The organism is Spirochaetota bacterium (assembly GCA_017999915.1).
Lineage (GTDB): Bacteria > Spirochaetota > UBA4802 > UBA4802 > UBA5550 > RBG-16-49-21.
The window spans coordinates 210,737-236,204 of sequence record JAGNKX010000003.1 but is presented as its reverse complement, the minus strand read 5'-3'; the positions used below and the strand labels follow the sequence as shown (position 1 = coordinate 236,204).

Genomic DNA, 25,468 nt, shown 5'->3' with positions numbered 1-25,468 from the left:
CTATTGTTATGCTGGCTCCCGCGCCGGAACACAGGGATGCCCGCACTGGTAAATATTTCCGCAATTAATTATTTGTAAGAGTATTAGAAAGAATTATTTTCGTTATTATAATGATATCTTTAGAGATGTCAATATAAAAGCAATTATTATTCCATTGACCGGGAGTAAATATTCAAGAACCGGTTCTCATCCTTGATGTCGCGAATTGAACATTTGGTCAGTTTTACTGCACATTGCGGCTGTCGCAGCCTTGGTCGTTGACCAAAACAAGGATGCCCCAGGATATTCCATCATGAAACAGCACATGGGTCACCAATTTGCCGGAATTGAGCGGGAACTTTACGGGGTGACGCAATCGTGCCGTTATGCGTTATTATGCTATGGCCCTGGCGATTGACGCTCCGTCATTCAACACCTGGAGCGCCATCATCGAGAAGGAAAGACCCGATCCGAACCCGAGAACGACTATACGGTCGCCCTCTTTCAGGGCTCTCTCATCGAGGACCTGCTTTAACGTAAAGGGTATTGATACCGACGCCATGTTGCCGTACCGGTCAATGGATACGGCGCATTTCTCCATTGGAAACCCGATGGCGGCCATTCCCTTTTTTATTATTTTCAGGCTCGCCTGGTGGGGTACTATGACATCGACATCATCGATACTCCATTGAAGGTCATTGAGCAAATTCTTCACCATCGAAGGAAAATGGGTGAGCGCTCCCTCGAACAATGCGCGGGAATCGGTGCTCATGGGGTGATCCTCCGAGGGAAGAATGCAGCATTCGGCATACTCGCTCAGGGTCGTCCGCGAAAACGCCCTGAGACGGAGCGGCGCCTCGGCCCTGAATGAGGGGGAACATACAAGGACCGCCATGGAACCGTCGCCCAGGGTCAGCGACGCGAGACATTCGGAGCCCTTTTCCCTGTTGATCATCGCCCTCATGCTGTTCCTCATCACCGTGCCTCCCTTCTCGGCGCTCACGATAAGGGCGCACCGCGACCTTCCCGACTTGATCATGGAATCGGCAACGATCAGGCCGTCTATAAAACTGAGGCACGCATTGGAGATGTCAAGACTCATGGCGGAAGGAATGCCGAGACGCTTCTGGAGCAAAACCGCCGTGGACGGCTCCGAATACATTCGGCTGACGGCGCAGTAGAGTATCGTATCGATATCGCCAATGTCGAAGCCGGCGCCGGCCCTGGCGATGACATCCCGGGCGGCGCGTTCCGCCATATCCAAAACCGTAACACCATGGGGCGAGATCCTCCGCTGGATGACGCCGACCTTTTCACGGATGTTGAAGTGCCGGTATTCAGGGAAATGATCTATGATGGCCTGGAGATCATGGCTTTCCACCGTATTTTCCGGCAGCCAGCATCCGAAATCCAGTATGCTAATCTCACCCTTGAAGGTGGGTAATTTCAAATTCATTTTTCCGTTCATCGCTCCGCCTGTATGAAATATAATATTTAACAACTTTTTTGTGTTATGCGATTCTGTCAATATTATATTCACAATTTTTTTTCAGGCGGAATATTTTTTGCGGAAAGTTTGGATAACTTACAGCACAATGAATCATGTCGGCAGTCGACTGTTATATTGTTTATTGTCTACTGTTTATTTGGATCCGGCTCTTTTGAGTATCTCCACAATCTTTTTAAAAGGCGACTCAGGATCGTCAATCACCATGAATGCCGCATACCTGAGGGCCGTCATACCTTCATCGGATCTTGCATTCACATCGGCGCCGGCCTTGATGAGAGACCTGACTATGTCAGGCTTTCCCTTTGAAGCAGCCTCCATGAGGGGGGTCCAACCGCCCTGCGCTTTCTTGTTGACATCGGAGCCCTTCGATATGAGCAGATCAGCCATGGCCGGCTCAAAGGCCCCCTTGATGGCGTGAAAAAGCGCTGTCCAGCCGGCATTATCGGCGTCATTGACGCGGGCGCCGGCCTTGACAAGGGCTTCGACAGTCTCGGGCCGGGAAAAATTCGCTGCGAACATCAGGGCAGTCATCCCGTTCTTGTCTTTCAGGTTCACGTCCGCTCCGGCCGAGACCAGCTGACGGGCCACGATCGGTCCGCCCTGCCCTGACGCCCACATAAGCGCGGTCATTCCCTTCTCGTCCTTATCATTCAGGCGCGCTCCTCCCTTTATAAGGAGCGACACGATCTCGCGGTATTGGTCCTCTCCGGACATGTTCTGGGAGGCCAGGATGAGGGGCGTCTGTCCGCCCTTGCTGGCCCTGTTGACATCGGCCCCGGCCTTTATGAGCAGTTTGAGTATGTCAATGCCTTTTGGAGAAAGGACGGACATGATGGCGGTCTCGCCGGACGAGCCGGCCGTGTTCACATCGATCTTCGCGTCGACCAGTATCTTCGCCATTTCGAGGCTGCCATTGGCGCAGGCGTGATGGAGATAATCGTACCCAGGCTTATTCACCGAGGCCCCTGCTTTCAGGGCCTCCCTGGCCGCGGCAGTATCGCCATGCTTCACCGCGAGAAAGAGCTCATCCTCGCGGTTGGCGATGTCCTTGGCGCCGGATCCTATCAGCATATCAGCAAGGGCTGCATTCTCGCTCAGGCGGGCCTCCATGAGGGCGGTGCGGCCTTCCGCGTTCCTTGCGTTGACCTTCGCCCCATGCCTGACCAGTAACCCGGCCAACTCCACCATGCCGGCCCGGGAAGCTGCGATCAGCGCGGTATCCCCCTTTGAGTCTGCGGTGTTCACGTCGGCTTTCGCCGCGAGGAGCAGTCCGGCGGCCTTCAGGAACCGGTCCGCCTCCATCGCGTTCATCCAGGGGATAAGCATCAGCATGGTCATGCCGCTTCCTTCCCGGGCATTCACATCGGCCCCGGCTTTAACCAGGGCCTCCATCACATCCAGGTGCCCGCCGCCGATGGCGTATGCCAGGGCGCTTGCCCCGTCCTCCGACCTAAGGTTAAGGTTCGCCTTCGCCGAGATGAGGAATTTCACCTTTTCAAAGTTCCCGAACTGGCACGCGATCATCAGGGCCGTCCTTCCCTGGTTGGAGGGGTCCCGGTAGTTTATATCGGCTCCCGATTTCAGGGCCGATTTCATGTCATCGAGGCTGCCCATGGCGGCCGAGCCGATAAGGTCCCCGTTGGGATCCGCATGGAGGGATGGTGAACCGGCCATCAGCATCGATATAACGCAAAACAGTATCGCGCGTTTCATGGGGCTATCCTCGCATATTGAAAATTTGTACGCCGTCCCGAATAGAAGAATATGCCGTGAAAAGGCCTTATGTCAATAAGTATATTTACCGCCAGGTAAATACTGGGGCAGAAGTATACCCAAATCCTCCATTTTATTCTTTACAATTCAGTCGGTTCCCTCAATGTACGCAATGGAGGCTACCTATGAATCTCAACTCCGATTTCGTGGGCATCAGGCTGAAAGACTATTCGTGCAATATAAGCTCCCGCTGGACCATGAACTATGCGGCCGCCATCGGCGATCCCAATCCTCTCTATTTCAACGATGAACGATCCGGGGGCATCATCGCGCCTCCGGTGTTCCCCGTGGCGGTCACCTGGCCGGTGATAGAAAGGATCGCGGATTACATCGAGGCGGAAACCTTCCCGAAGGAAGTGGTGTTCACCCAGGTCCATTACACCGAACACCTCCGCATCCACAGGCCCGTGGTCCCCGGCGACAATCTGGCCGTCAAGGGAACGATCGTGACCATACTCCCCCACAGGGCCGGGACCCATGTGGTGATACGGTTCGACGCGTCGGACGCGGCGGGCAAGGCCGTCTTCACGGAGCATATCGGGGCCATGATGCGCGGCGTGACCTGCGGCGACGGCGGCAGGGGCAAGGACGCCATTCCCCCGGTCCCACGCCGCCCCGAGGAGGGCCGGCCCGAATGGGAATCCGTCGTTCCCATCGATCCCCTGGCCCCGTTTATCTATGACGGCTGCACCAACATCCATTTTCCCATACATACCTCTGTCAAATTCGCCCGCCAGGTTGGGCTCCCGGGAATCATCCACCAGGGCACATCCACCCTCGCCCTGGCGGTGCGCAAAATCATGACACGCGAGGCGGGCGGCGACTCCACCCGGCTGGACACGCTCTATTGCCGTTTCACCGGGATGGTGATGCCCGGCTCCGATATCAGGGTCCGCTGCACCGGGAAAATCAACGGGGCCGAAGGAACGGATATCTTTTTCGTTGTCCTGAATTCGCAGGATCAGCGCGCCATCAGCGACGGCCATATCAGGCTGAAATAAACAAGGAGGTCACCATGACCTGGAACAAGCTGAATCAAACCTGGCATTTCGTGGAACAGTGGGCGGATAAGCGGCCCGGCGCCGAGGCCCTGGTCTTCGGCGATGAGAGGCTGAGCTGGCGCGATTTCAAGGACAGCATGGACGCCGTGGCCCTGGCCTACCTCGAGCTCGGCGTGCAAAGGGGCGACCGTGTCGCCCTGCTCTCCATGGCGCGCAACGAGTTCCTCACGACCTACATGGCCGCAGGCAAGGTCGGCGCGGTATGGCTCGGCCTGTCGCCGAAATTCACCATCGATGAGCTGCGCTACCAGATCGGAGACTCCCGCCCCTCGGTGCTCATGACCGTGAGAGAATACATGGGCGCGGACCTGTCGGACACGATCAGGACCCTCATCAGGGAATTTTCTTTTATCAAGAAGGTCCTTGTCATCGGCGAGGCGGTCGATGGGACCGAGAACTTCCATTCCTTTATGAACCGGCCGCGGGAAAACCTGAAGGCCGCGCTGGCGCAGAGGGCCTCCGAGGTAAGGGAGGAGGACGAGGCGCTGCTGCTCTACACCTCCGGCTCGACGGGAAAACCGAAGGGCGTCATCCACACCCACCGAAGCATCGTGTCGAACATCAAGGTCGAGGTGGGCAAGTTCTACTTCGACGAGGATTCGCGGGGCATCCTTCACTTCCCGATCAACCACGTCGCCGCGGACGTCGAGATCGGCTTCGGCGCCATCATGTCCGGCGGCTGCATCGTCTGCATGGACAAGTTCGATCCGCTCCAGACCCTGGCGGTCATAGAAAAGGAAAAGATCACCCATATCGGCCAGGTCCCGGTTATGTTCCTCCTTGAATTCAGGCAGCCTGAATTCTTCAAGTGCGATTTCAGCTCAGTGCGGGCCTTCGTGTGGGCCGGCGCGGCGGCGCCGAAGATCATGCTCGACATCCTGACGCCGATCTGCCAGAAAACGGGGGCCCTCCTCCTCACCGGCTACGGGAGCACCGAGGTCTGCGGGTTCATCACCTATACCGAAAAGAGCGAGGACACGGAAACGCTCCTCAAAACCGCCGGGAAGATCGCCCCGCCCTTCGAGCTGAAGATCGTCGATGGCGACCGCCGGGAACTGCCGGACGGCGAGATCGGCGAGATCGCGGTACGGGGCCCCTTTCTCATGAAAGGATATTTCAACAAGCCGGAAGAAACGGCGAAGGTCATCGATGCGGACGGGTGGTTCTACACCACGGACCTTGCCTTCCGCGACAGCCGCGGCTACATCCGCATCACCGGCAGGCTCTCGGAGATGTTCAAGTCCGGCGGCGAAAACGTGTATCCCCGCGAGATCGAGGAAGTTATCGAGTCACACCCGGGGGTCATCTTCTCCGCCGTAATGGGCGTCCCCGACGAGATATACCAGGAGGTGGGATGGGCCTTTGTCATGCCCAAGCCGGGACAGGCCGTTACCGAGGAGGATCTGCGGGGCCTCTGCAAATCGTCCCTGGCCAACTTCAAGATCCCGAAAAAATTCTTCATACGTCCCATGCTCCCCCTGCTGGCGAGCGGAAAGGTGAACAAGATGGCCCTGAGGGACGAGATCAGGGAAATGCTGAAAAGCTCCTGAGGCTCAGAGATCCTTCTTGTTCTCTTCTTTCATTATATATCGGAACACGCAGTGATCCTCTCCCGTTGCGTGCCGGTCCCTGAGCATGAGGGTGACATCCGGGTTATAGCCGTCAAGTATGGCATAGTCGGCGTATTTGCAGTATATCTTCGCGTAATCGACAAGGCCCCACCGGACCGCCGCTTCGATGAAGGTGCAGCTGCCCACCCGCGCCTCAAGGTCCCCCCCGGGGAAATCGGGCCTGGCCTCGAAGTTTTCCGGCGAGATATCGGTATAGATGAGCCAGTTCCGCAGTGACAGGGGCTTTCCCTGGGCCTTGACCGTTTCGGCAATGCGCTTCCCGCGTTCCCTGCCGAATTCCTCGATGGCTTCCTTCAGGAGCTTTTCGCCTTCCTCCGGGCCGAGGCGTCTGATCACATGCTTCGCCACGGTCGCGAAGAGCTGCGCCGCGAGGCCGAATCCCGGGGTCTGGAATTTTGCGCCGACTTTCTTCCTCATGAAGAGCACCTTGATGAGATAGGAAAAGCTCAGGCCCCATTTTTTTTCACGGTCCAGTTCATTCATCGGTCGTCTCCTTCTGAAGGGTATTCACGGCAGGGAGAACCTTATCATGCGTGATAAATTATTCAAGCAGGATTTAAACACCAGGCTGAATAATAGCGGGGGTAGCAGTTGAATAGTGGGGGCATGGGCCATCCCCGCTCGTCCGCCTCGTATAACATCCATGTTGACTCGGCGGAATCGGCGACGTCCTGTCGCCTTCTCGCAGGGATGGCCCATACCCCTAACATAATACTGCTACCATGGCAGATCACTTCGGGCCACGGGCTTTATGGTATAATAATTGACAGATTGGACAGGGCCGTCATTCTATTCCTTTTTGAATGGCAGACCATCGGCTCCATCAATGAAAATAACGTATATCGCCATCATTTTCACCGCAATCGCCGTGGCAGCTCTTTCGGGCGCCTCACCTGGCACCGTCATACCGGAGCGGCTGGAACAGGACATTGTCAGGCAGATCCGGGAAAAGACGCTGCCCGTTTACAAAAAATACATCGGCGTTGAAAGCACCCGCGAGATCGTGTCCCGGCAGTACGACTCCAGGGACAACTCGTACCGGGGCGGCTACACCGTGCTCCTCCGGCGCAGGGAGTACTTTTACCGAAAGGCTACGTACAAGGTGCTGAAATACGAGAAAAACGGAAAGCCGGAGCCGGCCTGGAAATACAATTATCCGACACGGAGCCCGGCCTACCTGCCCTTTGGTCCGGATACGGACGCGAACTACGCAACGCGTCTCAAGGGCAAAAAAACGATAGAGGGGATACCCTGCTGGAAATTCGAGGTGATGCCGAAGAAGAACACCTCCCGCCATATGAAGGGTTTCATATATTTTTCAATCAATGGCCTTGACCTGGTCTATCTCGAAGGGACCGTGGCCTATTATCCTCCCGGGCTGAAAAGCCTTGCCATGGCCATCTTTTTTAAGAAGCTGGATGACGCTTATGTCATGAGTAAAGGCTCGTACACCTTTGTCGTTCATGTGCCCCTTTTCTATCCCCACCGCAAATTCGAGCAAACCTTCACGTCCGGCGGCGACAGGATGATCCCGGCCAAGCCCTGACGATATACACCGGAGCATGCGGCGGGATATTTTGCCGCATAATGTTTCGCTCGCTCTCATGGAACCATGCCGGACACCCGCGATCATTTTCCTGGCGCCGATTCTGACACCATGTTCAAATTTATTCCTGCTCAAATACAATTCCCGTGCCTTTTAAAAAGACATAGCAGCCTATTCCCTGTATAATTAAAATATATGAGGAATGTTGAAATTTCAAAGGAGGCGGGATGGGCACTTTATACTTTGAAGAATGCGATGCGACGATACTGGTGCGCATGAATGAAAACCCCACATGCGTAAACCTTGCCCGCATGGAGCGTGAAATAGAGTCCCTGATAAAAAACAATCCATCGCGCATAGCGATGGATTGTTCATGCATGAAAAATATCGACGCGGCCGTTATCGCCTTTCTTCTGAAATTCAACACCCGCCTCAAGAGACAGGATATCGATCTTGTCCTGTGCGGCCTGAGCCGCGACATGATCCGCAAGCTTGACATATTGACCGTGCTGGATAAATTTACGATCCAAAAAGATGATCCAATCAATGGGCCGCAGTGTCACAGCCAGGGCGGTTTAACGGCCCATCTCATCTGATCAGCCTGGTCAGTCCTGCCGAAACCGGCCTATGCGCCTCCCTTTTGAAGCTTGATGCTCATCTCCTTGTCTTCGGTCTTGGGGGGAGCGCCAAAGAGCTTCACCGTAAAGCCGATGCCCACGCTCAGCCTCTTTTCATCAAAGGTCTTGCTCATGGCGTGAATGGTGGCGCCGCTCACGTTGGAATATTCGTAGCTGTAAACGCGCTCTTTGATGTACATCATATACATGCCGCCGACGGTGATATCCAGCCATTCTGAAACGCCAAAGGCGAACCCGCCGCCGAGGCTGTGGCTTCGCAGGAGCGGGTCGACCTCATTGCGGGCATTGGGCTTGATCCCGAAATCGTTGAAGGCGTATCCGACGCTGATCGTCGTCTTCGGAAGGAAGGTCCATTCCAGGCACCCGCCGAGGCGGTACCCCACTTCCTTAAAATACTTCTCCCTGCCGTCGAGGTCCCTCTTGTTGCGCAGCTGGATCTCCCAGGAAAGCTCGGTCCTGAGGCCCTTCCATATCTTCACGGAGGTTCCCATGGAAAGGGTCTGCGGGTATGTGACCTTGAGCTCCTTCTTGACCTCCTTCCGGAACCTGATGAAAGCCTCCGGCGTCATCTTGGATATATCATAGCCGGACGGGTCGTAGAGGTATTCCATCAGTATCGGCTTTATGCCGTCCAGAAAGATGTTCAGGTTTCCCGATGACGCGACCACGCCGGGGACGAAGAACTTGTTCGTCTTCTTCTTCAGTATCATGGGCAGGTAATACTCGTACTTCAGTCCGATGTCGATTATGCTCAGAGGCCGGAAATGCAGACCCCCGATTACGCCCAGCCCGTATCCCTTGACGTCGACATCGATGAGCCATGGAAGGGTCATCTCGACCCCGTACCCGGTGGTGGTCTGGGTGGCTATTCCGGCGTATTTCACGCTGATCGACTGGTTTCCCGATGCGTTGATATACCGCAGGCCCACCGCCGCCGACATCCATTCGACGAACTTGTAAACGCCGCCGACAGTGCCGGCTATGTACATTTCGGTCCGCACGGCCTTGGCGTCGCGCCACATGCCCATGACATTGTTCGAGATGCCTCCTGTCATGGCGTATTTCGTCTCGTAGGGAGCCAGGATGCCCCAGTCGATCACGGCCAGGCCCTTGTCGAAGGTCATGCCCGGCGCAGCCTGGGTCACGGCCACATCGAGGTAGACGGCCCATGTGTCGGCCTTCCATATGAGCTCGAATCCCGGCAGCACCGGCGCCAGGGTTTCGGCGGTGTATTCTTTGGGCTTACCGTTCATTGGATTCTTGTAATTCGACGTGGGAAGCATCGGGAAGTTCTGATATTGGATGCCGTAATAATCCATTGAATGGATCCTTTTTGCATAGTAGGTCTGGGAGCTGAAATGCACGTTCAACCCGTTATATTCAAGATAGGCCAGGCCGGCCGGGTTGTAAAAGGCAGCGTCCGCCCCGGTTGACGCGAACCGGTTGAGGGTCCGCACGTAATCGGCGCTGTGGTTGGGAAGTATGCCGTCCTCCTGGTTGAGGCGGGAGGCGTAGGCTGAAAACGCAATGATCGAAAACAAAATATTAATAATACATATAATACCGAGCTTCTTCATTATAATGTATTCCTCCGGGATATGCTTTATTTATGTTTAAAAATCGGCCCCACCCCTCATGGCGGCAGGGCCGTTGTTACAATTCCGCTTTTTGCTGGATCTCTGATATGCTTAATTCATGTGACTTTGTCGTATACTTCTCATCAACATTCATTGAAATATATCAATTAACCTGCATCATGACTTTATATCGTATTACCGTTCCATCTTCCGCGGTAACATCAAGATATGCTTCAGTCAAACCATGACCATAGGTCTGGCCCAGCCAATTCGTTGCTGTTGGCCCTGTTACCTCTCCCGTGTAAACACCTGTCGAAGCGTCCTTGGTGAAAGTGAACCCGGTAGTAGATCCACTATTGAGGGTTACAAGCCCCGTTATACCGGAAACAGTGTTGTCCAACGGTGTCGCCAGAATTTGGAATTGATACGGTTGATACGTGCCCACGCCATCAGTGAAGGTCTTGGCATAATCAAAAGCGGTCAACAATTTTGCCGCGGATACAACCGGAGTCAATACTTCTTCTCCCCACGAATAACCGGTGATCCCCGTTTTCCCATTATATATCCGATAACTGCGAAGAACAAGATTTTTCAAATGAGCCTCGGACGACGGTAACGCTCCCTTGGTAATCGAAATCGTATAGGTCTTTGTGGCGCTCTTATCCTGCGATGTCACCGTGACGGTGATAGTGCCTGTTTTTGTGGCTGCCGGAAGGGCGGTTATGGGAACGGCCACACCGGATGTGGCGGTCCACCCGTTGACAGCGGCGGTCATACCGGCCCCATCGGGCAAATGCACGGTAACATCAAGACAAGAAACATAGCATGATATGCCGGCTGTATAGGCCGTAACCGCCGCATCGAAAGCGGGAGCAAGGTTTGCCGTAACTCCTCCCAGGGAACCGGCCGTCACCGCAACAGAAAGGCCCGAAAGACTTGCGCTGGTGCCGTAATAGTATATGCGCACCAGGTAGGCCATGGTGGCGGCGCCGTCTTCGGAGGTCACATTCACGGTAACGGTATTCACGTCCTTTGTTGCGTCAAGGGCCACCGGTGCGGTATGATCAGTGGCGGAGACCGCCGCCGGGGTCAGATCGTTCAATCCCACTGTGACAGAGGCGCCATCGGAAGCTATGGCTTTTACCGTAACCGATGTTGTCTCGGCCTTTTTCACAACGAGGGTATACTCCGCCACTTCAGGCGCGAAGGCCGGCGAAATGGTGAAATTGAGAACCTCAAGGCTCTTCAGCGCGGCGCTGCTGCCCGCCGCGGCAAAGGGCGTTGCGTAGGGGAGCATGCTTTTCCCGCTTTTGCCGGAATCACAGCCGCCGATAAGGACCGCAGCCGTGATTATCATCGCCAGTGATTTCATTGTTTTTTTCATAGTACGTTCCTTCCTTTTTGTAATAACGTCCGGAATCATTCTCGATTTTCGATCATCAGGGATGCCAGAAACTGTTTGCCGTCCACTGATTCGCCGGGTCCCAGTATGCCGACCCGAGGTTCTTGTTGTCCGGATCCGCGTCATAATAGAGCACCGTGCCGCTTGTACCCATGTAATCAATCGATGTATAGGAATCGGCGTTGCGCGAGGTGGCGTCCTTGTTCGTTATGATATAATGCACGTGAAGCACAGCGATCAGATCCCCTTCCGGCGTGAGCATGGTGATGTCCCCTGTCTGCGGGCCGATTCCGGAACCGGATAACCCGTTGATTTTCACGGACATCCCCCCGTTCAACTTGAATCCTCCATTGGAGCCCACCAGAGGCATGCCCTGATCGCCGTTGTCATAATTAACGTAAGTCATGGAGTTCGTCGCCGTGGTACCGCTGACCGTGACTACCCAATGCATGTAATTTTCCGCGTCATAATCCTTGATGGCGCCATAAAATGTCTTATCGTATGCGCCGCTCGGTTTCGGCGTCCAGGAGGCTTTGTTCGCCCGGGCCACCGGCCCGTAGATTCCAAAGAACAACTCGTACACATTGAGAAGCCGTACACGAAGCGTATAGACCTGGGTTATCGTCCCGTCCTCCGAAACGACCTGAATCGGTATCTCCTTGATGACTCCCGCCGTAAGGGATACTTCCTGCGTCATTTTCCCTTCAACGAGGGTCGACGGCGTGCCGGCGGTCCCGTCAATGCTCATCGATGTAATAGCGTCCGACATGGCCTTTGCCGTCACATTGACCTTGGTATATCCAAATACAACGCAGGAATAGCTTAAAACGTCTTTATTGAAGGCAAGGCTGTTGTCGGGAAAGAAATTGCCGTCGGCATCCTGGTATATCTGACGTGATGATTCATTGGGCCCCATGCTCACCTTGATATATTGGAGACGCGCCTCATTCTTGGTGAAAACGGGCTTTATGGCCCGCATGACCGTTACGTTATACAGTGAGGTTGAGCCGCTGTTCGCAACAACGACAATCTTAATCACCTCGCTGTTGACGGAATCGCCCTTGGCCAGGCTGAGAACGACCAGTTTCTCATTCCCTGAGACGACCTTCTCCCCGTTAACCTGTATGGCCGACACCTTGCTGACAGCGGTCGGCTTAACGACCACATAAAGGTGGTTCCACGCGACCATAATCTTATAATCTTTTACATTCGGATCAAAGGTGGGAGAAAGATTCATGCTTTCTTTATCAGGCGAAGTTGCTTGAAAATTAAGAAGCCTGCACTCATCGAGCTCCAGCGAACGGGTGAAGTTGATGGTATATGACTTTATCGTTACACCATCCGGAGCCGCGACCGATATGTCAATAGCCCTGGTGTCCTCCACCAATTCCATGGTCCTGGAACTTCCTACTATGGTATCGATACTCACTTCGGATCGCTTATCTGATGAAACAGCGACAATCGTCACCTGGGTTGTGAGCGAAGATATGGCCACATTATAGTTATATTCTTTTGGGTCAAAAGCCGGAGTCAGCTCAATTGATGCAGTGGCGCCGCTGGTACTTTCGTAAGATGTTACAGTCAGCAGCTTCAAATCGGTATTGGACATTTCCCCGCTATAGAACAGATTCGGGAGAAAATATGCCCCTGTTTCATTGACACGGCAATTTGCGGATATGACTGAAAAAATAAGCAATAGCCACAATCCAATGGAAATCCTTCTGATTTTCATCATGCCCCCCCTTTTTGGAGAATCGTGATAATTATTATCAAAAAGAATGAATATGCATAATAATTTACCGTCCAGACGGTTCGTAATTATACTTATACAACTAATTCTTTTTTTTATTGATACAATAATAAATTAAGGTTGTCTTATCAAAAGAAATTTAAATTGAAAATGGTTATTATTGATTTAAAAGATCAGATTTTGACCAGCCCTGTTAAAAAAAGACTATTGCTAAATATATTATTATGTATAATGTTATTTTTAATGTATATTTATATAAACAATAATATAATAAAATACATTTAAATGTTCGATTCCGGTTATTTTATTGTTTATAAAAAGCTTGAAAATTAGTTACCCCGATGCATCTCAATTAAAAAAGTATTCTGAATTTCCGCAGGAGAAAAAAGATGAAAGGAATCCGCCTCATTGCCGAGGCCGCCATCGGTATTCTCATGCTTGCATCCTCACTCTATTCCGCGCCGATCAGAATCGATGATTCGCTGAAAAAAATACCCATAGGATTATATATTGATTTCCTGAAAGACGAAAAGGTGACCCTTTCCATTACCGATGTTTCCGGGCCGTCAAAGGGGGCGTTATGGTCGCCCTCCACCGAAGTTTATCCTGGGTTTGGTTTTACAGGAAACGTATACTGGGCGCGCTTTACCGTGGTCAATACAACGGGAAAAGAGATTTCTTTTTTTCTTGAGCATGGTTACCCGCTCATATCCGATCTCCAGCTCTTCACGCCCAAGGGAAATAACGCCTTCCGGACTATGCGAACAGGGGCTCGGTATGATTTCACCGACCGTCCCTATCCCCACCGGACTTTTGTCTTTCCCCTGACGCAGGAAGCCAATTCGACAAAAACCTATTACCTGCGGCAGCAGACGCCGAGCTCCATGTATTTCCCTCTCACGATCTGGTCACCTGATCATTTCGCGACGTCGGCCCTCCTGGAAGAGAGACTCCTCATGTTCTATTACGGCATGATGATCATCATGGCCTTCAATTACCTCTGCGTCTACTTCCTGATCCGCCACCTCAGCTATCTGAACTTTTCCCTCTTCATTCTGTCGATCCTGCTTTTCATCATGTCCCAGATCGGTGTCACCTTCCAGCACCTCATGCCGGAAAGCCCGAAGCTGGCGGAGATATGCCCTCCCCTGTTCCTCTGCTTCGCCAACATCACCGGCAATCGCTTCATCCTGGTATTTCTCCAGCTTAAAAAGAACGCCCCGCTGTTCAAGAAAATACTGGACGCCCAGGCCGGTGTTCTTCTGGCCGCGACGCTGTCAGTGGCGACCATCCCAATCCTCGGCTCCTACAAGATCATCATGCCCGCCACCGCCTTCCTGACGGTGGTGACCATCATCACGGCCTTCAGCGTCGGCGTCTATCTGGTGGCGCGCAGGCAGCGTAACGCCTATCTCTACGCCCTCATCAGCCTGGGATTCATGGCCGGATCGGTGCTGTACGTGTTCAGGAGCTTCGGGCTGATACCGGGAAGCTTTCTGACGACATGGTCGATCATAATCGGCTCCGCCGCGTTCCTGATCATCCTGTCCATCGCCCTGGTGGACCGCATGAACCTCATGCGCAAGGGCCTTCAGGCGGTCTCAAAAAAGCTCGAAGGCGAGATCAAGGAGCGGAGCATCGAGCTCCTCTTGAGCGAAATAGTCTCGAAGATCACCGAGGACAGGAAAGGAAAGGCCCCGGCCGGAGACGCCGCAGCGGCATACACTCCCTCGATCCGGACGATTCTCGACAACCAGCGGGAGCTTGCCATCAAGAAACTGAGCCAGGACATAAGCATCATATCGAACATCGAAGAGCTCAGGGAAAAGACGATTCTGAAAGCCAAGGAGCTCACACAGGCGGACAAGATATATTTCCTCACTGTCGAAGATGATAATTACCTTGAGCTCCGGTCATACATAGATGAGATCGAAGGAAGGAACGACGGGTACTCGCCATTGATCATCGAGGAAGTGCTGTCCCGGGGATTGCCCGTCATAACATCTACCGGCAAGGCCAGCAGCGGCGATACGGCGCCCGAGCATCCCGTGATGTGCATCCCCATCAAATCCGATCATGGCGTCCTGGGCATATGCTACTTCGAGAAAGCGTCATCAGATTACGGATTTACCGAAAAGGATTCATCGATAATGATGGCGTTCGCCGACAATCTCATCGAGGTATTCGACAACGCATTCACATACCGGAGCACGAATCAACGCGAACAGGACAGCAAGACCTACTCGATCACGTCCCTTACGGAAGAAAAAATCGACAGGGCCGTCTCCTACATCCGGGAGAACTACACCTCCGACATCTCACGGGAAGGCCTTGCCGCCTCCCTGGACATAAGCCCGAACCACCTGGGGAAATTCTTCAAGATCCACACCGGGAAGAAGATCAACGAGTACATAAACGAGCTGCGCATCCACGACGCAGCCGAGAGGCTACGCGCCCGGGACCAGGGGACCATCATCAACATCGCCTTCGCCGTCGGCTTTGAAAGCCTGAGCACCTTCAACCGGACCTTTTTGAAGATAATGGGCATAACCCCGTCGGAATACAAAGACCGCGGCGCGGAGGAAATCCCGGCCGATCAAAAAGAACAAGGCTTGCCGGGATGAACCGGGACCGGATCGTCATCAGGAAAGGGGTCAGAGCCATGATGACCGCAGCAGGCCCCCGTCGATGGAAAAAATAAATGAAAACGCGGTAACAGTTTTTTCCCATACCGGTGTTACATTAAGAAACGGGCCCATACCGGGAATGGCCATCAAAACCGGTCCGGCATGGCGGCTCATCATACGACTGAAGGGGGTTCCCATGAAAAAACCACTATTCCTCATCCTGGCAATCTTCGCTGCCGGCGCGCTCTACGCGGACGAGATCATATTAAAGGATGGCACGGTCCTTAAAGGAGCGGTCATACAGGTGACCGACGGGGCTGTCGAATACGACCCTGAAGGCCCATCAGCCTTTGACACCGTGAGCAAAGACCGGATCTCAAAGATCATCTACACCGGCGGAAAGGAGCAGCACTTTCAGCTGGATACGATCATTCTCACCGGCGGCGACGCCATCAGGTGCTCCATTTCGAGGGTCACGAAAGAAACCATCTTCTACCGGCAGGACGGCGCGGGCGAGGAGAAATCCATCAGCCGCGACCAGGTTTCCCGGCTGGAATTCAGCGATGGCCGGAGCGTCGACATATTCAAGAAAACCGCCCCGGAAGAAACGGCTGACACGGCGAAAAAACCGATCGGCGGATACCATACATCCATTTTCAGGATGTCCATCTTCGGCGGCGGCGGAATGATGGATGGCGGCATCGTCAAGAAGGAGCGGGGCGTCTTCAGGGCCTACAAGCCGGACCTCATGATGGCCACCCTCCATACGCCGGGCTATTCCCAGTACGGAACCTTCGCCACCGGCGGAGCAGAGGCGGAGCTCATGGCTCCGGCCATCAGGTTCGCCCAGAAGCGGGGCTTTGATTTCACCGGCCTGAAGTTCGGCGTCAGGGGACGCTATGGATACGAGGAAGGAATGAGCGTCATTACGCCGGAATACCGCCATGGATTCGACGGCATCAACGATGACAATGTCTTCATGGGCAGGCTGCTGCAGTACCATTACTGGACGGCCGGTCCGACCATGAATTTCATCTTCAGCCCGAGGAGCAACGTCGTCAACTTCATGATAAGCGTGTACGGCACGGCAGGCCAGGTCTTCGGAGGCAGACTCAACCCCATGACCGCGCTGCGCGATTCCAATCTTCTGACAGCGCGCCTGGTCGGGTTATGGAGCGCCGGCAACGTGGCGCCCTTCATGAGCGGCGTGAACATTTTAACCCTGAGCGCGCTCAACAAAACCACCGTGAAGGGCTACACCATCCGGTGCGGCATCGGCCCGGAAGTGAGCCTGAACAAGTGGTTCCCGCTGGTTGTCGGGTTCCACCTGACATACGCCTATACGAGCCTCACCTTCGGGAAGGCGCCGCTCATATACGGCGGCACCACCACAAAGGCGGCCCATCACGAAGTGGGCGGCGAGGTGTCGGTGGGGATTCATATCTGATTCACCATACTCCGGCGCGCCCCCATGGAGAGGCGCGCCGTTCTGCCGGGGCAATTGATGAGCATAGACATAGAGGACTATTACAGGCGGTACGGACCGATGGTGCTCAGGAGGTGCAGGCGCTTCCTCAACGATGAAGACAGGGCGCTGGACGCCATGCAGGAGGTATTCGTGAACCTGATCAGAAATCGCGTGAAGCTTACCGGCTCCTATCCGTCGAGCCTCCTCTACCGGATGGCGACGAACGTGTGCCTCAACATGATCAGGGACGAGAAAAGAAAGCAGGTGACCCATGATTCCGACGCCCTTGACGCGATCGCGCGGTACGACGATGCCGAGGACCGGATTGGCGTCGCCGACCTGCTGGACCGCATCTTCGAAAGGGATCCGGCGTCGTCGCGGGAGATAGCCGTCCTCCATTACGTGGACGGGATGACCCTGGCGGAGGTCGCGCGGGAAGTGGGGCTCTCCGTTTCGGGCGTCCGTAAAAGGCTGAAAAAGCTGCAGGCCTCCGCGCAGAGCCTGGTTTCAGAGGAGATGCTGTCATGAACGCAAAACATATTCCAGACATTACCCTTGAACGGTACCTGCTCAACGAGCTTACCCCCGACGTCATGGAACGGATCAGGGAAACGATGAAAGCGGATCCGCTGCTGCGCAAACGCATTGAACAAATAAACGAATCCAATGGAAAGATACTCCGCCGCTACAGGCCCGAGACGATCGTCCCCCGGATCATCGAGTGGGCCTCTCTCAGCGGGATCGCCCCCGCCCCGGGCCGTCGTTTTTCCCGCGCGATGGTTCTCGTCCCGTCCATGGCGGCTGTCGCCGCCGTCGCGGTCCTTGTCCTCTTCCCCATCATCAGGAGCGGCAACGATACCATCCCCGATCCATTCATGAACGATGTGACCCGCGTCAAGGGGACCGGCGCCCAACTCTATGTCTACCGTAAGAGCGGGAGCGGCGCCGAGCAATTATCCGCAGCCAGCAAAGTGCGCGACAGGGACCTCCTCCAGATCGCCTACTATTCCGCAGAAGACACCCACGGCGTCATCCTCTCCCTGGACGGCAGGGGTACCGTGACGCAACATTACCCGGCTTCGCCGTCGCGGGACACCAGGATCGAGAAAAACAGGAAGATATTTCTCCGGAGCTCCTACGAGCTGGACGACGCCCCGGGGTTCGAACGCTTCATATTCATATCGTCACGGTCTCCCCTTGACGCCCGGGCCCTGTACAGGGCGGCGGAAAAGCTGGCCGCAAGCCCCGGCAGGGCGAAAAAAGCTGAATTATCAATTGACACCGGGAGCCGCCAGACATCACTGGTACTCCTCAAGGATTAACGCCATGCGGTACCTCCAGGCATTATCGGCACTGATCATCGCGGCCCTGGCCTTCTCGGCCGGGACCGGTCACGCGGCGCGTCAGGACGTGATGAAGCGCTACGCAGTCATCATCGGATCGAACAACGGCGGCCCTGACCGTGTCAGGCTGCGCTACGCCATCACGGACGCACGGTCGGTTATGGAGGTCCTCAGGAAGCTCGGCGGGGTGGACCAGGAAAGCGCCATACTCCTCCTGGAGCCGCGGAAAGACCGCCTCATCGACGCCATCGCCGAGATGCGGGGACGGGTGATCGGCGCGAAAAAGAGCTTCGCCCGGGTGGAGCTCCTGTTCTACTATTCCGGACACTCGGACGAGGAAGGGATCATGCCGGGCGGCGAAAAGATCCTCTACCGCGACATCAAGCAGGCGGTGATCAACATCCCCGCCGATGTGCGCATCGCCATCCTCGACTCCTGCTCCTCCGGGGCCTTCACCAGCATCAAGGGCGGGAGGATGCGCTCCCCCTTCCTGGTGGACAGGTCACACTCCATGAAGGGCTTCGCCTTCATGACCTCGAGCTCCTCCGACGAGGCGTCCCAGGAATCGGACAGGATCAAGGGCTCTTTCTTCACCCACTCGCTCCTCACTGGTCTCCGCGGCGCCGCCGACCAGATCGGCGACGGCAGGATCACCCTGAACGAGGCGTACCAGTACGCCTATACCGAAACCCTGGCCCGCACGGAGAAGACCCTCCGCGGGCCCCAGCACCCCAATTATCACATCATGATGTCCGGCTTAGGCGACGTGGTCCTCACGGAGATACGCAGGAGCTCCAGTTCCCTGGTCCTCTCGAAGCCCATTACCGGCAGGATATTTCTCCGGGACAACCGGAAAGCCCTGGTGGCGGAGCTGAACAAGGGAGCCGGCCGGGCCGTGACCCTGGGTTTGGAGAGCGGGAGCTACACGGTGCTGAACGAGCGTGGCGGCAAGCTTTACGAGGCGAAGATATCCCTGGCGCCGGGGAGCAGCCAGACCCTCTCCTACAACGGCTTCGCCGTGGTGGACCGCGAATCGACGCGCTCCCGCGGCGACGAGACCGAGGGAGGCGGGGAGGAAGGCGGAGCGGCCGACGCGGCCAGGGACGAGATCAAAAAGGATCTTCCCGAGGCGCCGCCCCATCCCGGGGGGTTCATCGATTCCTACGTGAGACTGGCCCTGTACGGCGGCGGCGGCATATGGCAGGGAGGCGTTGCCGGCAAAGAGAAGCGCCGCGTGGACATGTTCAAGGCCGACCTTTCAATGGCGTACCTGAAACCGGTAAAATACTCCATGCTGGCCTGGTTCCTGAACGTGGGCCCGGAGGTCGACGTCATGGCGCCCTCGATCAAGTTCCCCGTGAAGAAAAAATTCAATGTGACAGGCCTCAAGTTCGGGCTGCGCGCTCGCTACGGCTACGAAATGTCCGGCACCCTGGTCTTTAACAACCAGGACGCCGACAAGTCCCTGGGAGGCGACCTCTTCCAGGGGGGCCTCGCGACATACCACTACTGGGCAGCCGGTCCCGCGGCAAGCCTCATCATGGGCCCCAGGAGCAATATCTACAATGTCATATTGAGCTTCTACCTGCTGGGGGGGCAGATTGTTTCCGGCAACCTCACAGCCGGATCAGCTCTCCGTGACGCGCCCTATCTCTGGGCCCGGATGGCGGGAATCTATGGCACGCCTTTTTATAATTTGGGCCAGGCCCTCATCATTCTTCAATCGGGCAGGTTCAACTCTGCCAACGTTAAAGGCTACACCATTCGGGGCGGCTTCGGCCCGGAGATAAGCCTGAACAAGTGGTTCCCGCTGATACTGGGGACCAGGGTCACCGTGGCCTACACGAACCTCAGGTACTCCAAGGCCCTGCCGGCCTATTTCGACGCGGACAGGAAGGCCTCCCATATAGAGCTGGGAGGCGAGCTGTCCCTGGGCGTGCATTTTTAGTATAAAGATTATTTTAAAAGGATCTGCGTACACCGCCGACCAGATGTCGAGAACCGGCAGATGCGTCACCGGCCTGCCGCCTTTCTAAAAAATGCTTTACAAGACGCATCCGGACCTGAAGCTTATATTAATATTTTTTATCACAATCCGTTATATCTATAATAATGTAAAACCGAGAGGACGAGTTCCATGAGTATTCGCCATATCATGACCGGCGCCATGTTGTGTCTACTGTTTATATTTTCAAACTGTGACACCATGGATGATGTTAATAAAATGGAAAAAGAAACAAATAATATGACGCTTATATCTGTACCAGGATTAGGCTTTGCTTCGACAGTTTGCCATGATGGTGCTTTAATGTTATCGCTCAATGGCAATCGTAATATTACTACTGACCCCGGTGGTGGTCAGACTAATTACTTTTATATAAATATTACAACCGCTGGTAAAAATCTATCAGTTTCTACATCGGGTGATGCAGGCCTCTCGGGATCATTAGAAAATCCCAGTTGCACTGAAATATACAGTAGCGGAAGCTGGACTGGTGATATTACAATGATCACCCCTATTTCAGCTGCTGGGAAATACTGGATTTATGTGCAAACTGGTTATACTAAACCGGGAACCAATTATACCATCTATACTGCATATTATTAAAAAAATAATTTATAAACAAATGTTTATAATAATTGGACATATAATGTATAATATAAGGATCAATTTTCGTGAATCTGAATAAAATAATAGTAATAATTCTATCAATATTTACTCTATTCCTTGGATCACCGCTATTCGCTGAAAACAAGAAAATGCGCATCGCCATCATGGATTTCTCGCCCAAGGGGATTTCTGTCAAGGACTCGCGCACCATATCGGAGCTGATACGCAATGATATGATCAACACCGGCGAGTACATCGTGGTGGAGCGGGACCAGATGAACAAGATACTCTTCGAGCAGGGGTTCCAGATGACCGGGTGCACCGAAGATTCCTGCGCGGTACAGGCGGGGAAACTCCTCTCGGCCAACAAAATCCTGGTGGGTTCCCTCATCCAGCTTGACGAGAAGATAATAATAACGGGCCGCATCGTTGACGTCGAGAAAGGCTCGGCCGACTTCAGCGAAAAAATTGCCACCGAGTCGAGGAGCAACCTGGACGCAACGGCTGAACGCTTCGTAAAAAGGCTGACGGACAGGATGCTGGGCAAAAAACCTGAGCCGGAAAAAAAGACAAAATATAAAACCGTGATATATACAACCGGCTCCGGCATGGATACCTATGAACAATGCGGCTATTCCTCACTGGCTTTCGCCATAGCCGCATGCGCAGCAGGCATACCGGCCGCCGTTTTCCAGTCCAGGTACTCCTCCGCGAAATGGGAATACAATAACAGCAAAAAGGCGTTCAACATGACCCTCGTCTTTTCCGGAACAAGCGCGTTTCAGCTCTATGGCCTTACGCAGGTCCTCGCGATGAGAAATAACCTCGGCGACATGAAAAAAAACATTCGGGGCAGGGATGCGTCGCTGTACGTCATGGCCGGTTTCGGAGGGATTTCGCTGATCATGGCCGCGGCAACCTTGGGCGCGTACCTTAACCCGGAATCGCACGCATTTCTGGAGCGGATAAAAGAACAACCTTTTTCCGTGTATCCTTCTTATTACAGTATTCCGGCGCAGGATAGCGCAGTGGCATGTGACCACCACATCAATATGACTGCATATTACCGGTTTTAATTCTGTATAGATGGCGGCCGGCTTGCAGACGGCTGGATGTCCATATCGCTTCTCCGCGCAGAATCATTCCGGCCGCCCGAGCCCTTCATTATTCAGCTCTTTTAAACTATTTCACCGACACAGTAGAGATGAATTTTTTTATATCTTTCAGCTGTCCCCGTCTCACCGTATAGGTCGCCTGCTGATCGCCAACATATAACCTTATGACCAGCTGGTTAGTGTTCAACATCTCGTCTTCGACCGGTTTTGGCAGAATGACTTTAATTCTTGTCACCTTCCGTTGTCTCGTTCCGATCAACTCATTTTGGGATTTCATTTCCCGCTCGAACCGCTGTATTACCATCTCATGCTGGCTCACGTCTGTTTTCAGGTAGAACTTCTTTTCGACATCATTAAATTCCGGCGACATATCCATTTTGAAGTTAAGCTCCACCTGACCTGGTTTATTGTTCTTGATCTCCCTGGTGAAGATTATTTCCCCCAGAAGACTCTTCGGCCTTTCATCCGCACCCTGGTTAATCACCAATTTTACGAGCGTGGTTTTCTTGAAATCATCATTGATTACATCAACTGGATTTCCCATGCCTGTCATGACAAATGACCAGGTTACACAGATCGTCAGAAACAATTTTCTCATTACTACCTCCCCGGTACTACGGAATTATTTTTATCAGGGCCGGGCTTTCCCCCGGCAACCTCAAATGAGAGTATGGCCATCCAGTCCCGAAAACAAAGCGGGAAAACGTTTACTCTCACAAGTCATATTTTATTAGCGAACAATAATATGCATCAATTACTGGTAATTGATAAAAATGATTTAAATTTCTCCAGTTTACTTTTGTTTATGACTATTGTAACAGGTTGTTCATTTACATAAAACCTATAGGAGACCAGATCCGATTTTAGTATTTCATTAATTAATGGTTGCGGAAAATTTATCCTGATCTTGTGAGTGCCTGAAGTAGCAGCCGTGGCAAATCCTGAACCAATCATTATCTCCAGGTTTTTCTGAGTGTTTTCAATCACGAGAGGTAATGTGGCAGTCTTGTCCTTTGTTTTGACAATAATTTCATTAGAGATCGTTGAGCCACCCTGATAAATGTATAATTTTGCCGTATAATACGGCACTGTTGCCTTGTTATTTATTATTTGCTTAACATACTTGCCTTCGTTGATTCTTAACTTATTCAGGGTCCAATCAGTTCCGTGATCAATTGACCAAGTAACTTCAGTAAGATTTTTAAAATCATCTTTTACAACTTTGATAGATCCGCCGCTGCACGCCATTAATGGCATCAATATCAACGATGCTAAAATTGTTTTTTTCATGGCTGCTCCCTATTTTTTATATTTTTTTTATTAATATTCATGCAAAATTCAAGTCAACAAAAATATTGGCGACAATTGTTTTTATCATTTCAACAGAGAATATTAATAAATCTAGCAGGTGGGGACAACAATTGTTATACGCATCTAAATTTTAAATTTATTGTTCATGAAAGCTATTATCATACAATCCCGCTAAAAGCAGCGGGATGTAATTACAGCTGTCCGATCGGGCCCATGAAATCCATACTGAGGAATATTATTTCCGCCCCCTTTTCATCTTCCCTATCGCTTCCTACACCTCCTTCGCCCCTTCGGCGTAGAAGGCCTCCTCATCGGGATCGAGCTCATTCAGGAGGCGTATGAACTTACCGGCATGATGTTTTTGCTCCTGTGTTTCATACATATTCTGTCATGATTGCTAAGCATGGAACCAATTATTTGGAAACACTCATTGAATCTATAATCAATAGAAAAAACTCGTTAAACATCCGCCCAAAGGGCGGATACTTATCGGGCGTCTGTTTGAAATCGAATCCCGCGAAGCGGGTTCGATGAGTTACGCCCGAAGGCCGTCGCGCCGATTGAGCGACCCAGAGAGGGGAGCGCGAAGGGGGGAGGCCGGGAAGGCCTTCCCCCTCGCACCATTGCACGACCGGCACTCTGGTCTTTAACAATCTCGACGCGGACCGGAAGGCTGCTCATGTCGAGATCAGCGCGGAGCTGTCGCTGGGAGTGTATTTTTAAAAAACGATTCGATGCATTCCCTTACGGCAGGCGATACAAGGTCTTTCAGTATGTCCAGCCCATGATCCCCTGGCCGATAATGTTCATGACGATCGCCACGCCATAAACACATGAGATAAAAATGACCCTTTTCTTCGTCGTCTTAAGCCAGAGCATAAAGATGATGGCCGCGAAGAAGTGAAAGTAACCGATGAGGAATATCAGCCATATACCGCCGAAGGAGCGGTACCACCACGGATATTCCCACACCAGGTGCCCGCCGTAATTGAGCACCGCTTCCACGAACACGCAGAATACGGAAAAGCCGATGGCGCTGAACCATTTTTCCGGGATTCCCAGTATTTTGAGGTTCTGCTCTTTGGACAAACTGTGGTAATAGATGATTCCCGCTATGGAGAACATGAACATGATCTCAATGTTCCATCCCACCATGGTCCTCAGCGCCGTATCTCCCGGCGTGGTCCAGAACGCGGAATGCTGCGAGATTGCCATTACCCATCCATTCCATGTTTCATTGAGGAAGTCCATGCCAAAGAGAGTGAGTCCCGCTAGAATCGCCTCCCAGTTGCCGGTTTCCCTGGCCTTTTTCATCTCCGTTACGTAAATGTAAAGCACGATCGCAAGGAGAGGAATCACGTACCACTTGATCATTGATAGGTCTCTCAACCCGTTGAGGGCCTGTTCCGTTGCGGCTGTCATATGTACCTCCTGAAATATTTAAAGGCATTATAATGCCGTTTATGCTCACCAGTGATTTGACCGATGGCTTCAGGGTTGCCCGTTCCGTGCCTGCCGGTCGTCTAGGAACTTGGCGGCATTTTATTTCGCCAGCCCCTTCAGTATCAGATTCAATCCCTCGCGAAACATGGCTTCAACATTGTCTCCCTCGGGCTTCACGTATGCCTTGATAAGCATCATCATGTATGTGGAAAAAAGAAAGTCGGTCATGAGCTCTACGTCCATGGCGCGAAAGGTCTTTTCCCTGACCCCCTGTTCGAGTATGCTCCTCATTAACCCCATGGCCTCGCGATTAATATCGGAAAACCTGTCTTCTCCGGGGGTAATGGTGAAAATATCACTGTCCCGTGAAAGAATGGCAAGGATATCGCTGCGGTCACGAAGATATTTGAAAGACTGCTCCGCCATGACCCTGAACTTGTTCACGGCGCCCGATTCCCTTGACACCGCCGCCGCCACTGATTCCCGCCAGGAATCAAGGGCGGTGCGAACCGTTTTTTCGTAGAGGTCTTTCTTGCTTTTCACATAGAAGTACAAGCTCCCGGGAGTCATGCCCAGCTCCCGGCCCACGTCCTCTATCGTTGTTTTTTTATATCCATAGCGGGCGAAGAGCTTCAATGAGGCGCTGAATATCATTTTTTCCTTGTCGGACCTGACCATAGCTT

At 53.2% G+C, this 25,468-nt stretch carries 21 protein-coding genes and 1 pseudogene; 11 read left to right on the top strand and 11 right to left on the bottom strand.

The features are described 5' to 3' along the window. Positions 1–373: 373 nt before the first annotated feature. Together KA369_06690 and KA369_06685 are read right to left on the bottom strand one after the other, a co-directional pair. The gene (locus tag KA369_06690; protein ID MBP7735645.1) at positions 374–1,435 is read right to left on the bottom strand and encodes a ketoacyl-ACP synthase III; all 1,062 of its coding nucleotides are present in this window, start codon (positions 1,433–1,435) and stop codon (positions 374–376) included. Between the two features lie 186 nt (positions 1,436–1,621). Further along, a complete protein-coding gene (locus tag KA369_06685; GenBank protein ID MBP7735644.1) occupies positions 1,622–3,202 on the bottom strand; it encodes an ankyrin repeat domain-containing protein in 1,581 nt (526 codons plus the stop codon). Between the two features lie 185 nt (positions 3,203–3,387). Between KA369_06685 and KA369_06680 the strand changes: the two genes are divergently transcribed. Both KA369_06680 and KA369_06675 read left to right on the top strand, forming a co-directional pair. Then, positions 3,388–4,263: a MaoC family dehydratase N-terminal domain-containing protein gene (locus tag KA369_06680; GenBank protein ID MBP7735643.1), complete on the top strand. Its 876-nt coding sequence runs from the start codon at positions 3,388–3,390 to the stop codon at positions 4,261–4,263. Between the two features lie 14 nt (positions 4,264–4,277). Then, positions 4,278–5,873, top strand: coding sequence for an AMP-binding protein (locus KA369_06675; GenBank protein ID MBP7735642.1), 1,596 nt, complete (start codon positions 4,278–4,280; stop codon positions 5,871–5,873). A 3-nt stretch (positions 5,874–5,876) separates the two neighbouring features. Here the strand turns inward: KA369_06675 and KA369_06670 are convergent, their stop codons facing one another. Continuing rightward, positions 5,877–6,437: an L-2-amino-thiazoline-4-carboxylic acid hydrolase gene (locus tag KA369_06670; protein ID MBP7735641.1), complete on the bottom strand. Its 561-nt coding sequence runs from the start codon at positions 6,435–6,437 to the stop codon at positions 5,877–5,879. A 343-nt stretch (positions 6,438–6,780) separates the two neighbouring features. Here KA369_06670 and KA369_06665 point away from each other — a divergent pair, with 343 nt between their 5' ends. Then, positions 6,781–7,500 carry a hypothetical protein gene (locus KA369_06665; GenBank protein MBP7735640.1) on the top strand — a complete coding sequence of 240 codons (720 nt, stop codon included), beginning with the start codon at positions 6,781–6,783 and terminating at the stop codon, positions 7,498–7,500. A 227-nt stretch (positions 7,501–7,727) separates the two neighbouring features. Continuing rightward, positions 7,728–8,096: an STAS domain-containing protein gene (locus tag KA369_06660; GenBank protein ID MBP7735639.1), complete on the top strand. Its 369-nt coding sequence runs from the start codon at positions 7,728–7,730 to the stop codon at positions 8,094–8,096. 29 nt (positions 8,097–8,125) lie between these two features. On the opposite strand, the gene KA369_06655 is transcribed toward KA369_06660, so the two are convergent. The 3 genes from KA369_06655 to KA369_06645 all read right to left on the bottom strand — a co-directional run bounded on the left by KA369_06655 (position 8,126) and on the right by KA369_06645 (position 12,849). Continuing rightward, positions 8,126–9,715, bottom strand: coding sequence for a hypothetical protein (locus KA369_06655; protein MBP7735638.1), 1,590 nt, complete (start codon positions 9,713–9,715; stop codon positions 8,126–8,128). Between the two features lie 163 nt (positions 9,716–9,878). After that, complete coding sequence (locus tag KA369_06650) at positions 9,879–11,099, bottom strand: cadherin-like beta sandwich domain-containing protein (protein MBP7735637.1); 1,221 nt, start codon at positions 11,097–11,099, stop codon at positions 9,879–9,881. A 55-nt stretch (positions 11,100–11,154) separates the two neighbouring features. Next, a complete protein-coding gene (locus tag KA369_06645; protein MBP7735636.1) occupies positions 11,155–12,849 on the bottom strand; it encodes a cadherin-like beta sandwich domain-containing protein in 1,695 nt (564 codons plus the stop codon). Positions 12,850–13,256: 407 nt separating this feature from the next. Between KA369_06645 and KA369_06640 the strand changes: the two genes are divergently transcribed. From KA369_06640 to KA369_06610, 7 genes are all read left to right on the top strand, one after another. Next, on the top strand, positions 13,257–15,491 hold the full coding sequence (locus KA369_06640; protein ID MBP7735635.1) for a helix-turn-helix domain-containing protein: 2,235 nt from the start codon (positions 13,257–13,259) through the stop codon (positions 15,489–15,491). A gap of 199 nt (positions 15,492–15,690) precedes the next feature. After that, a complete protein-coding gene (locus tag KA369_06635; protein MBP7735634.1) occupies positions 15,691–16,941 on the top strand; it encodes a hypothetical protein in 1,251 nt (416 codons plus the stop codon). Between the two features lie 57 nt (positions 16,942–16,998). Further along, the gene (locus tag KA369_06630; GenBank protein MBP7735633.1) at positions 16,999–17,490 is read left to right on the top strand and encodes a sigma-70 family RNA polymerase sigma factor; all 492 of its coding nucleotides are present in this window, start codon (positions 16,999–17,001) and stop codon (positions 17,488–17,490) included. Then, positions 17,487–18,284 (top strand): hypothetical protein, encoded by a 798-nt coding sequence (locus tag KA369_06625; protein MBP7735632.1) that lies wholly within the window; start codon positions 17,487–17,489, stop codon positions 18,282–18,284. The genes KA369_06630 and KA369_06625 overlap by 4 nt, the downstream gene beginning before the upstream one ends. Positions 18,285–18,288: 4 nt before the next feature. Next, positions 18,289–20,253, top strand: a complete 1,965-nt coding sequence (locus KA369_06620) for a caspase family protein (protein MBP7735631.1) — start codon at positions 18,289–18,291, stop codon at positions 20,251–20,253. Between the two features lie 189 nt (positions 20,254–20,442). Further along, positions 20,443–20,913, top strand: a complete 471-nt coding sequence (locus KA369_06615) for a hypothetical protein (GenBank protein ID MBP7735630.1) — start codon at positions 20,443–20,445, stop codon at positions 20,911–20,913. Between the two features lie 68 nt (positions 20,914–20,981). Continuing rightward, entirely contained in the window at positions 20,982–21,992 is a 1,011-nt protein-coding gene (locus KA369_06610; protein ID MBP7735629.1) for a hypothetical protein, read from the top strand. A 106-nt stretch (positions 21,993–22,098) separates the two neighbouring features. On the opposite strand, the gene KA369_06605 is transcribed toward KA369_06610, so the two are convergent. The 5 genes and pseudogenes from KA369_06605 to KA369_06585 form a co-directional block, all read right to left on the bottom strand. Further along, the gene (locus KA369_06605; GenBank protein ID MBP7735628.1) at positions 22,099–22,629 is read right to left on the bottom strand and encodes a hypothetical protein; all 531 of its coding nucleotides are present in this window, start codon (positions 22,627–22,629) and stop codon (positions 22,099–22,101) included. A gap of 152 nt (positions 22,630–22,781) precedes the next feature. Next, positions 22,782–23,321: a hypothetical protein gene (locus KA369_06600; protein ID MBP7735627.1), complete on the bottom strand. Its 540-nt coding sequence runs from the start codon at positions 23,319–23,321 to the stop codon at positions 22,782–22,784. 292 nt (positions 23,322–23,613) lie between these two features. After that, positions 23,614–23,709, bottom strand: a pseudogene (locus tag KA369_06595) (rubrerythrin). Positions 23,710–24,110: 401 nt separating this feature from the next. Continuing rightward, the gene (locus KA369_06590) at positions 24,111–24,764 is read right to left on the bottom strand and encodes a hypothetical protein (GenBank protein MBP7735626.1); all 654 of its coding nucleotides are present in this window, start codon (positions 24,762–24,764) and stop codon (positions 24,111–24,113) included. Positions 24,765–24,884: 120 nt separating this feature from the next. Further along, positions 24,885–25,463, bottom strand: coding sequence for a TetR/AcrR family transcriptional regulator (locus tag KA369_06585; GenBank protein MBP7735625.1), 579 nt, complete (start codon positions 25,461–25,463; stop codon positions 24,885–24,887). Positions 25,464–25,468: the final 5 nt, after the last annotated feature.

Excerpts from the sequence above, each read along its gene's own strand:
- KA369_06665 (MBP7735640.1), top strand. The coding sequence starts at position 6,781 with ATGAAAATAACGTATATCGCCATCATTTTCACCGCAATCGCCGTGGCA.
- KA369_06635 (MBP7735634.1), top strand. The coding sequence starts at position 15,691 with ATGAAAAAACCACTATTCCTCATCCTGGCAATCTTCGCTGCCGGCGCG.
- KA369_06685 (MBP7735644.1), bottom strand. The coding sequence starts at position 3,202 with ATGAAACGCGCGATACTGTTTTGCGTTATATCGATGCTGATGGCCGGT.
- KA369_06650 (MBP7735637.1), bottom strand. The coding sequence starts at position 11,099 with ATGAAAAAAACAATGAAATCACTGGCGATGATAATCACGGCTGCGGTC.
- KA369_06590 (MBP7735626.1), bottom strand. The coding sequence starts at position 24,764 with ATGACAGCCGCAACGGAACAGGCCCTCAACGGGTTGAGAGACCTATCA.
- KA369_06625 (MBP7735632.1), top strand. The coding sequence starts at position 17,487 with ATGAACGCAAAACATATTCCAGACATTACCCTTGAACGGTACCTGCTC.
- KA369_06660 (MBP7735639.1), top strand. The coding sequence starts at position 7,728 with ATGGGCACTTTATACTTTGAAGAATGCGATGCGACGATACTGGTGCGC.
- KA369_06690 (MBP7735645.1), bottom strand. The coding sequence starts at position 1,435 with ATGAATTTGAAATTACCCACCTTCAAGGGTGAGATTAGCATACTGGAT.
- KA369_06620 (MBP7735631.1), top strand. The coding sequence starts at position 18,289 with ATGCGGTACCTCCAGGCATTATCGGCACTGATCATCGCGGCCCTGGCC.
- KA369_06640 (MBP7735635.1), top strand. The coding sequence starts at position 13,257 with ATGAAAGGAATCCGCCTCATTGCCGAGGCCGCCATCGGTATTCTCATG.
- KA369_06670 (MBP7735641.1), bottom strand. The coding sequence starts at position 6,437 with ATGAATGAACTGGACCGTGAAAAAAAATGGGGCCTGAGCTTTTCCTAT.
- KA369_06600 (MBP7735627.1), bottom strand. The coding sequence starts at position 23,321 with ATGAAAAAAACAATTTTAGCATCGTTGATATTGATGCCATTAATGGCG.
- KA369_06630 (MBP7735633.1), top strand. The coding sequence starts at position 16,999 with ATGAGCATAGACATAGAGGACTATTACAGGCGGTACGGACCGATGGTG.
- KA369_06675 (MBP7735642.1), top strand. The coding sequence starts at position 4,278 with ATGACCTGGAACAAGCTGAATCAAACCTGGCATTTCGTGGAACAGTGG.
- KA369_06615 (MBP7735630.1), top strand. The coding sequence starts at position 20,443 with ATGAGTATTCGCCATATCATGACCGGCGCCATGTTGTGTCTACTGTTT.
- KA369_06585 (MBP7735625.1), bottom strand. The coding sequence starts at position 25,463 with ATGGTCAGGTCCGACAAGGAAAAAATGATATTCAGCGCCTCATTGAAG.
- KA369_06655 (MBP7735638.1), bottom strand. The coding sequence starts at position 9,715 with ATGAAGAAGCTCGGTATTATATGTATTATTAATATTTTGTTTTCGATC.
- KA369_06605 (MBP7735628.1), bottom strand. The coding sequence starts at position 22,629 with ATGAGAAAATTGTTTCTGACGATCTGTGTAACCTGGTCATTTGTCATG.
- KA369_06645 (MBP7735636.1), bottom strand. The coding sequence starts at position 12,849 with ATGAAAATCAGAAGGATTTCCATTGGATTGTGGCTATTGCTTATTTTT.
- KA369_06680 (MBP7735643.1), top strand. The coding sequence starts at position 3,388 with ATGAATCTCAACTCCGATTTCGTGGGCATCAGGCTGAAAGACTATTCG.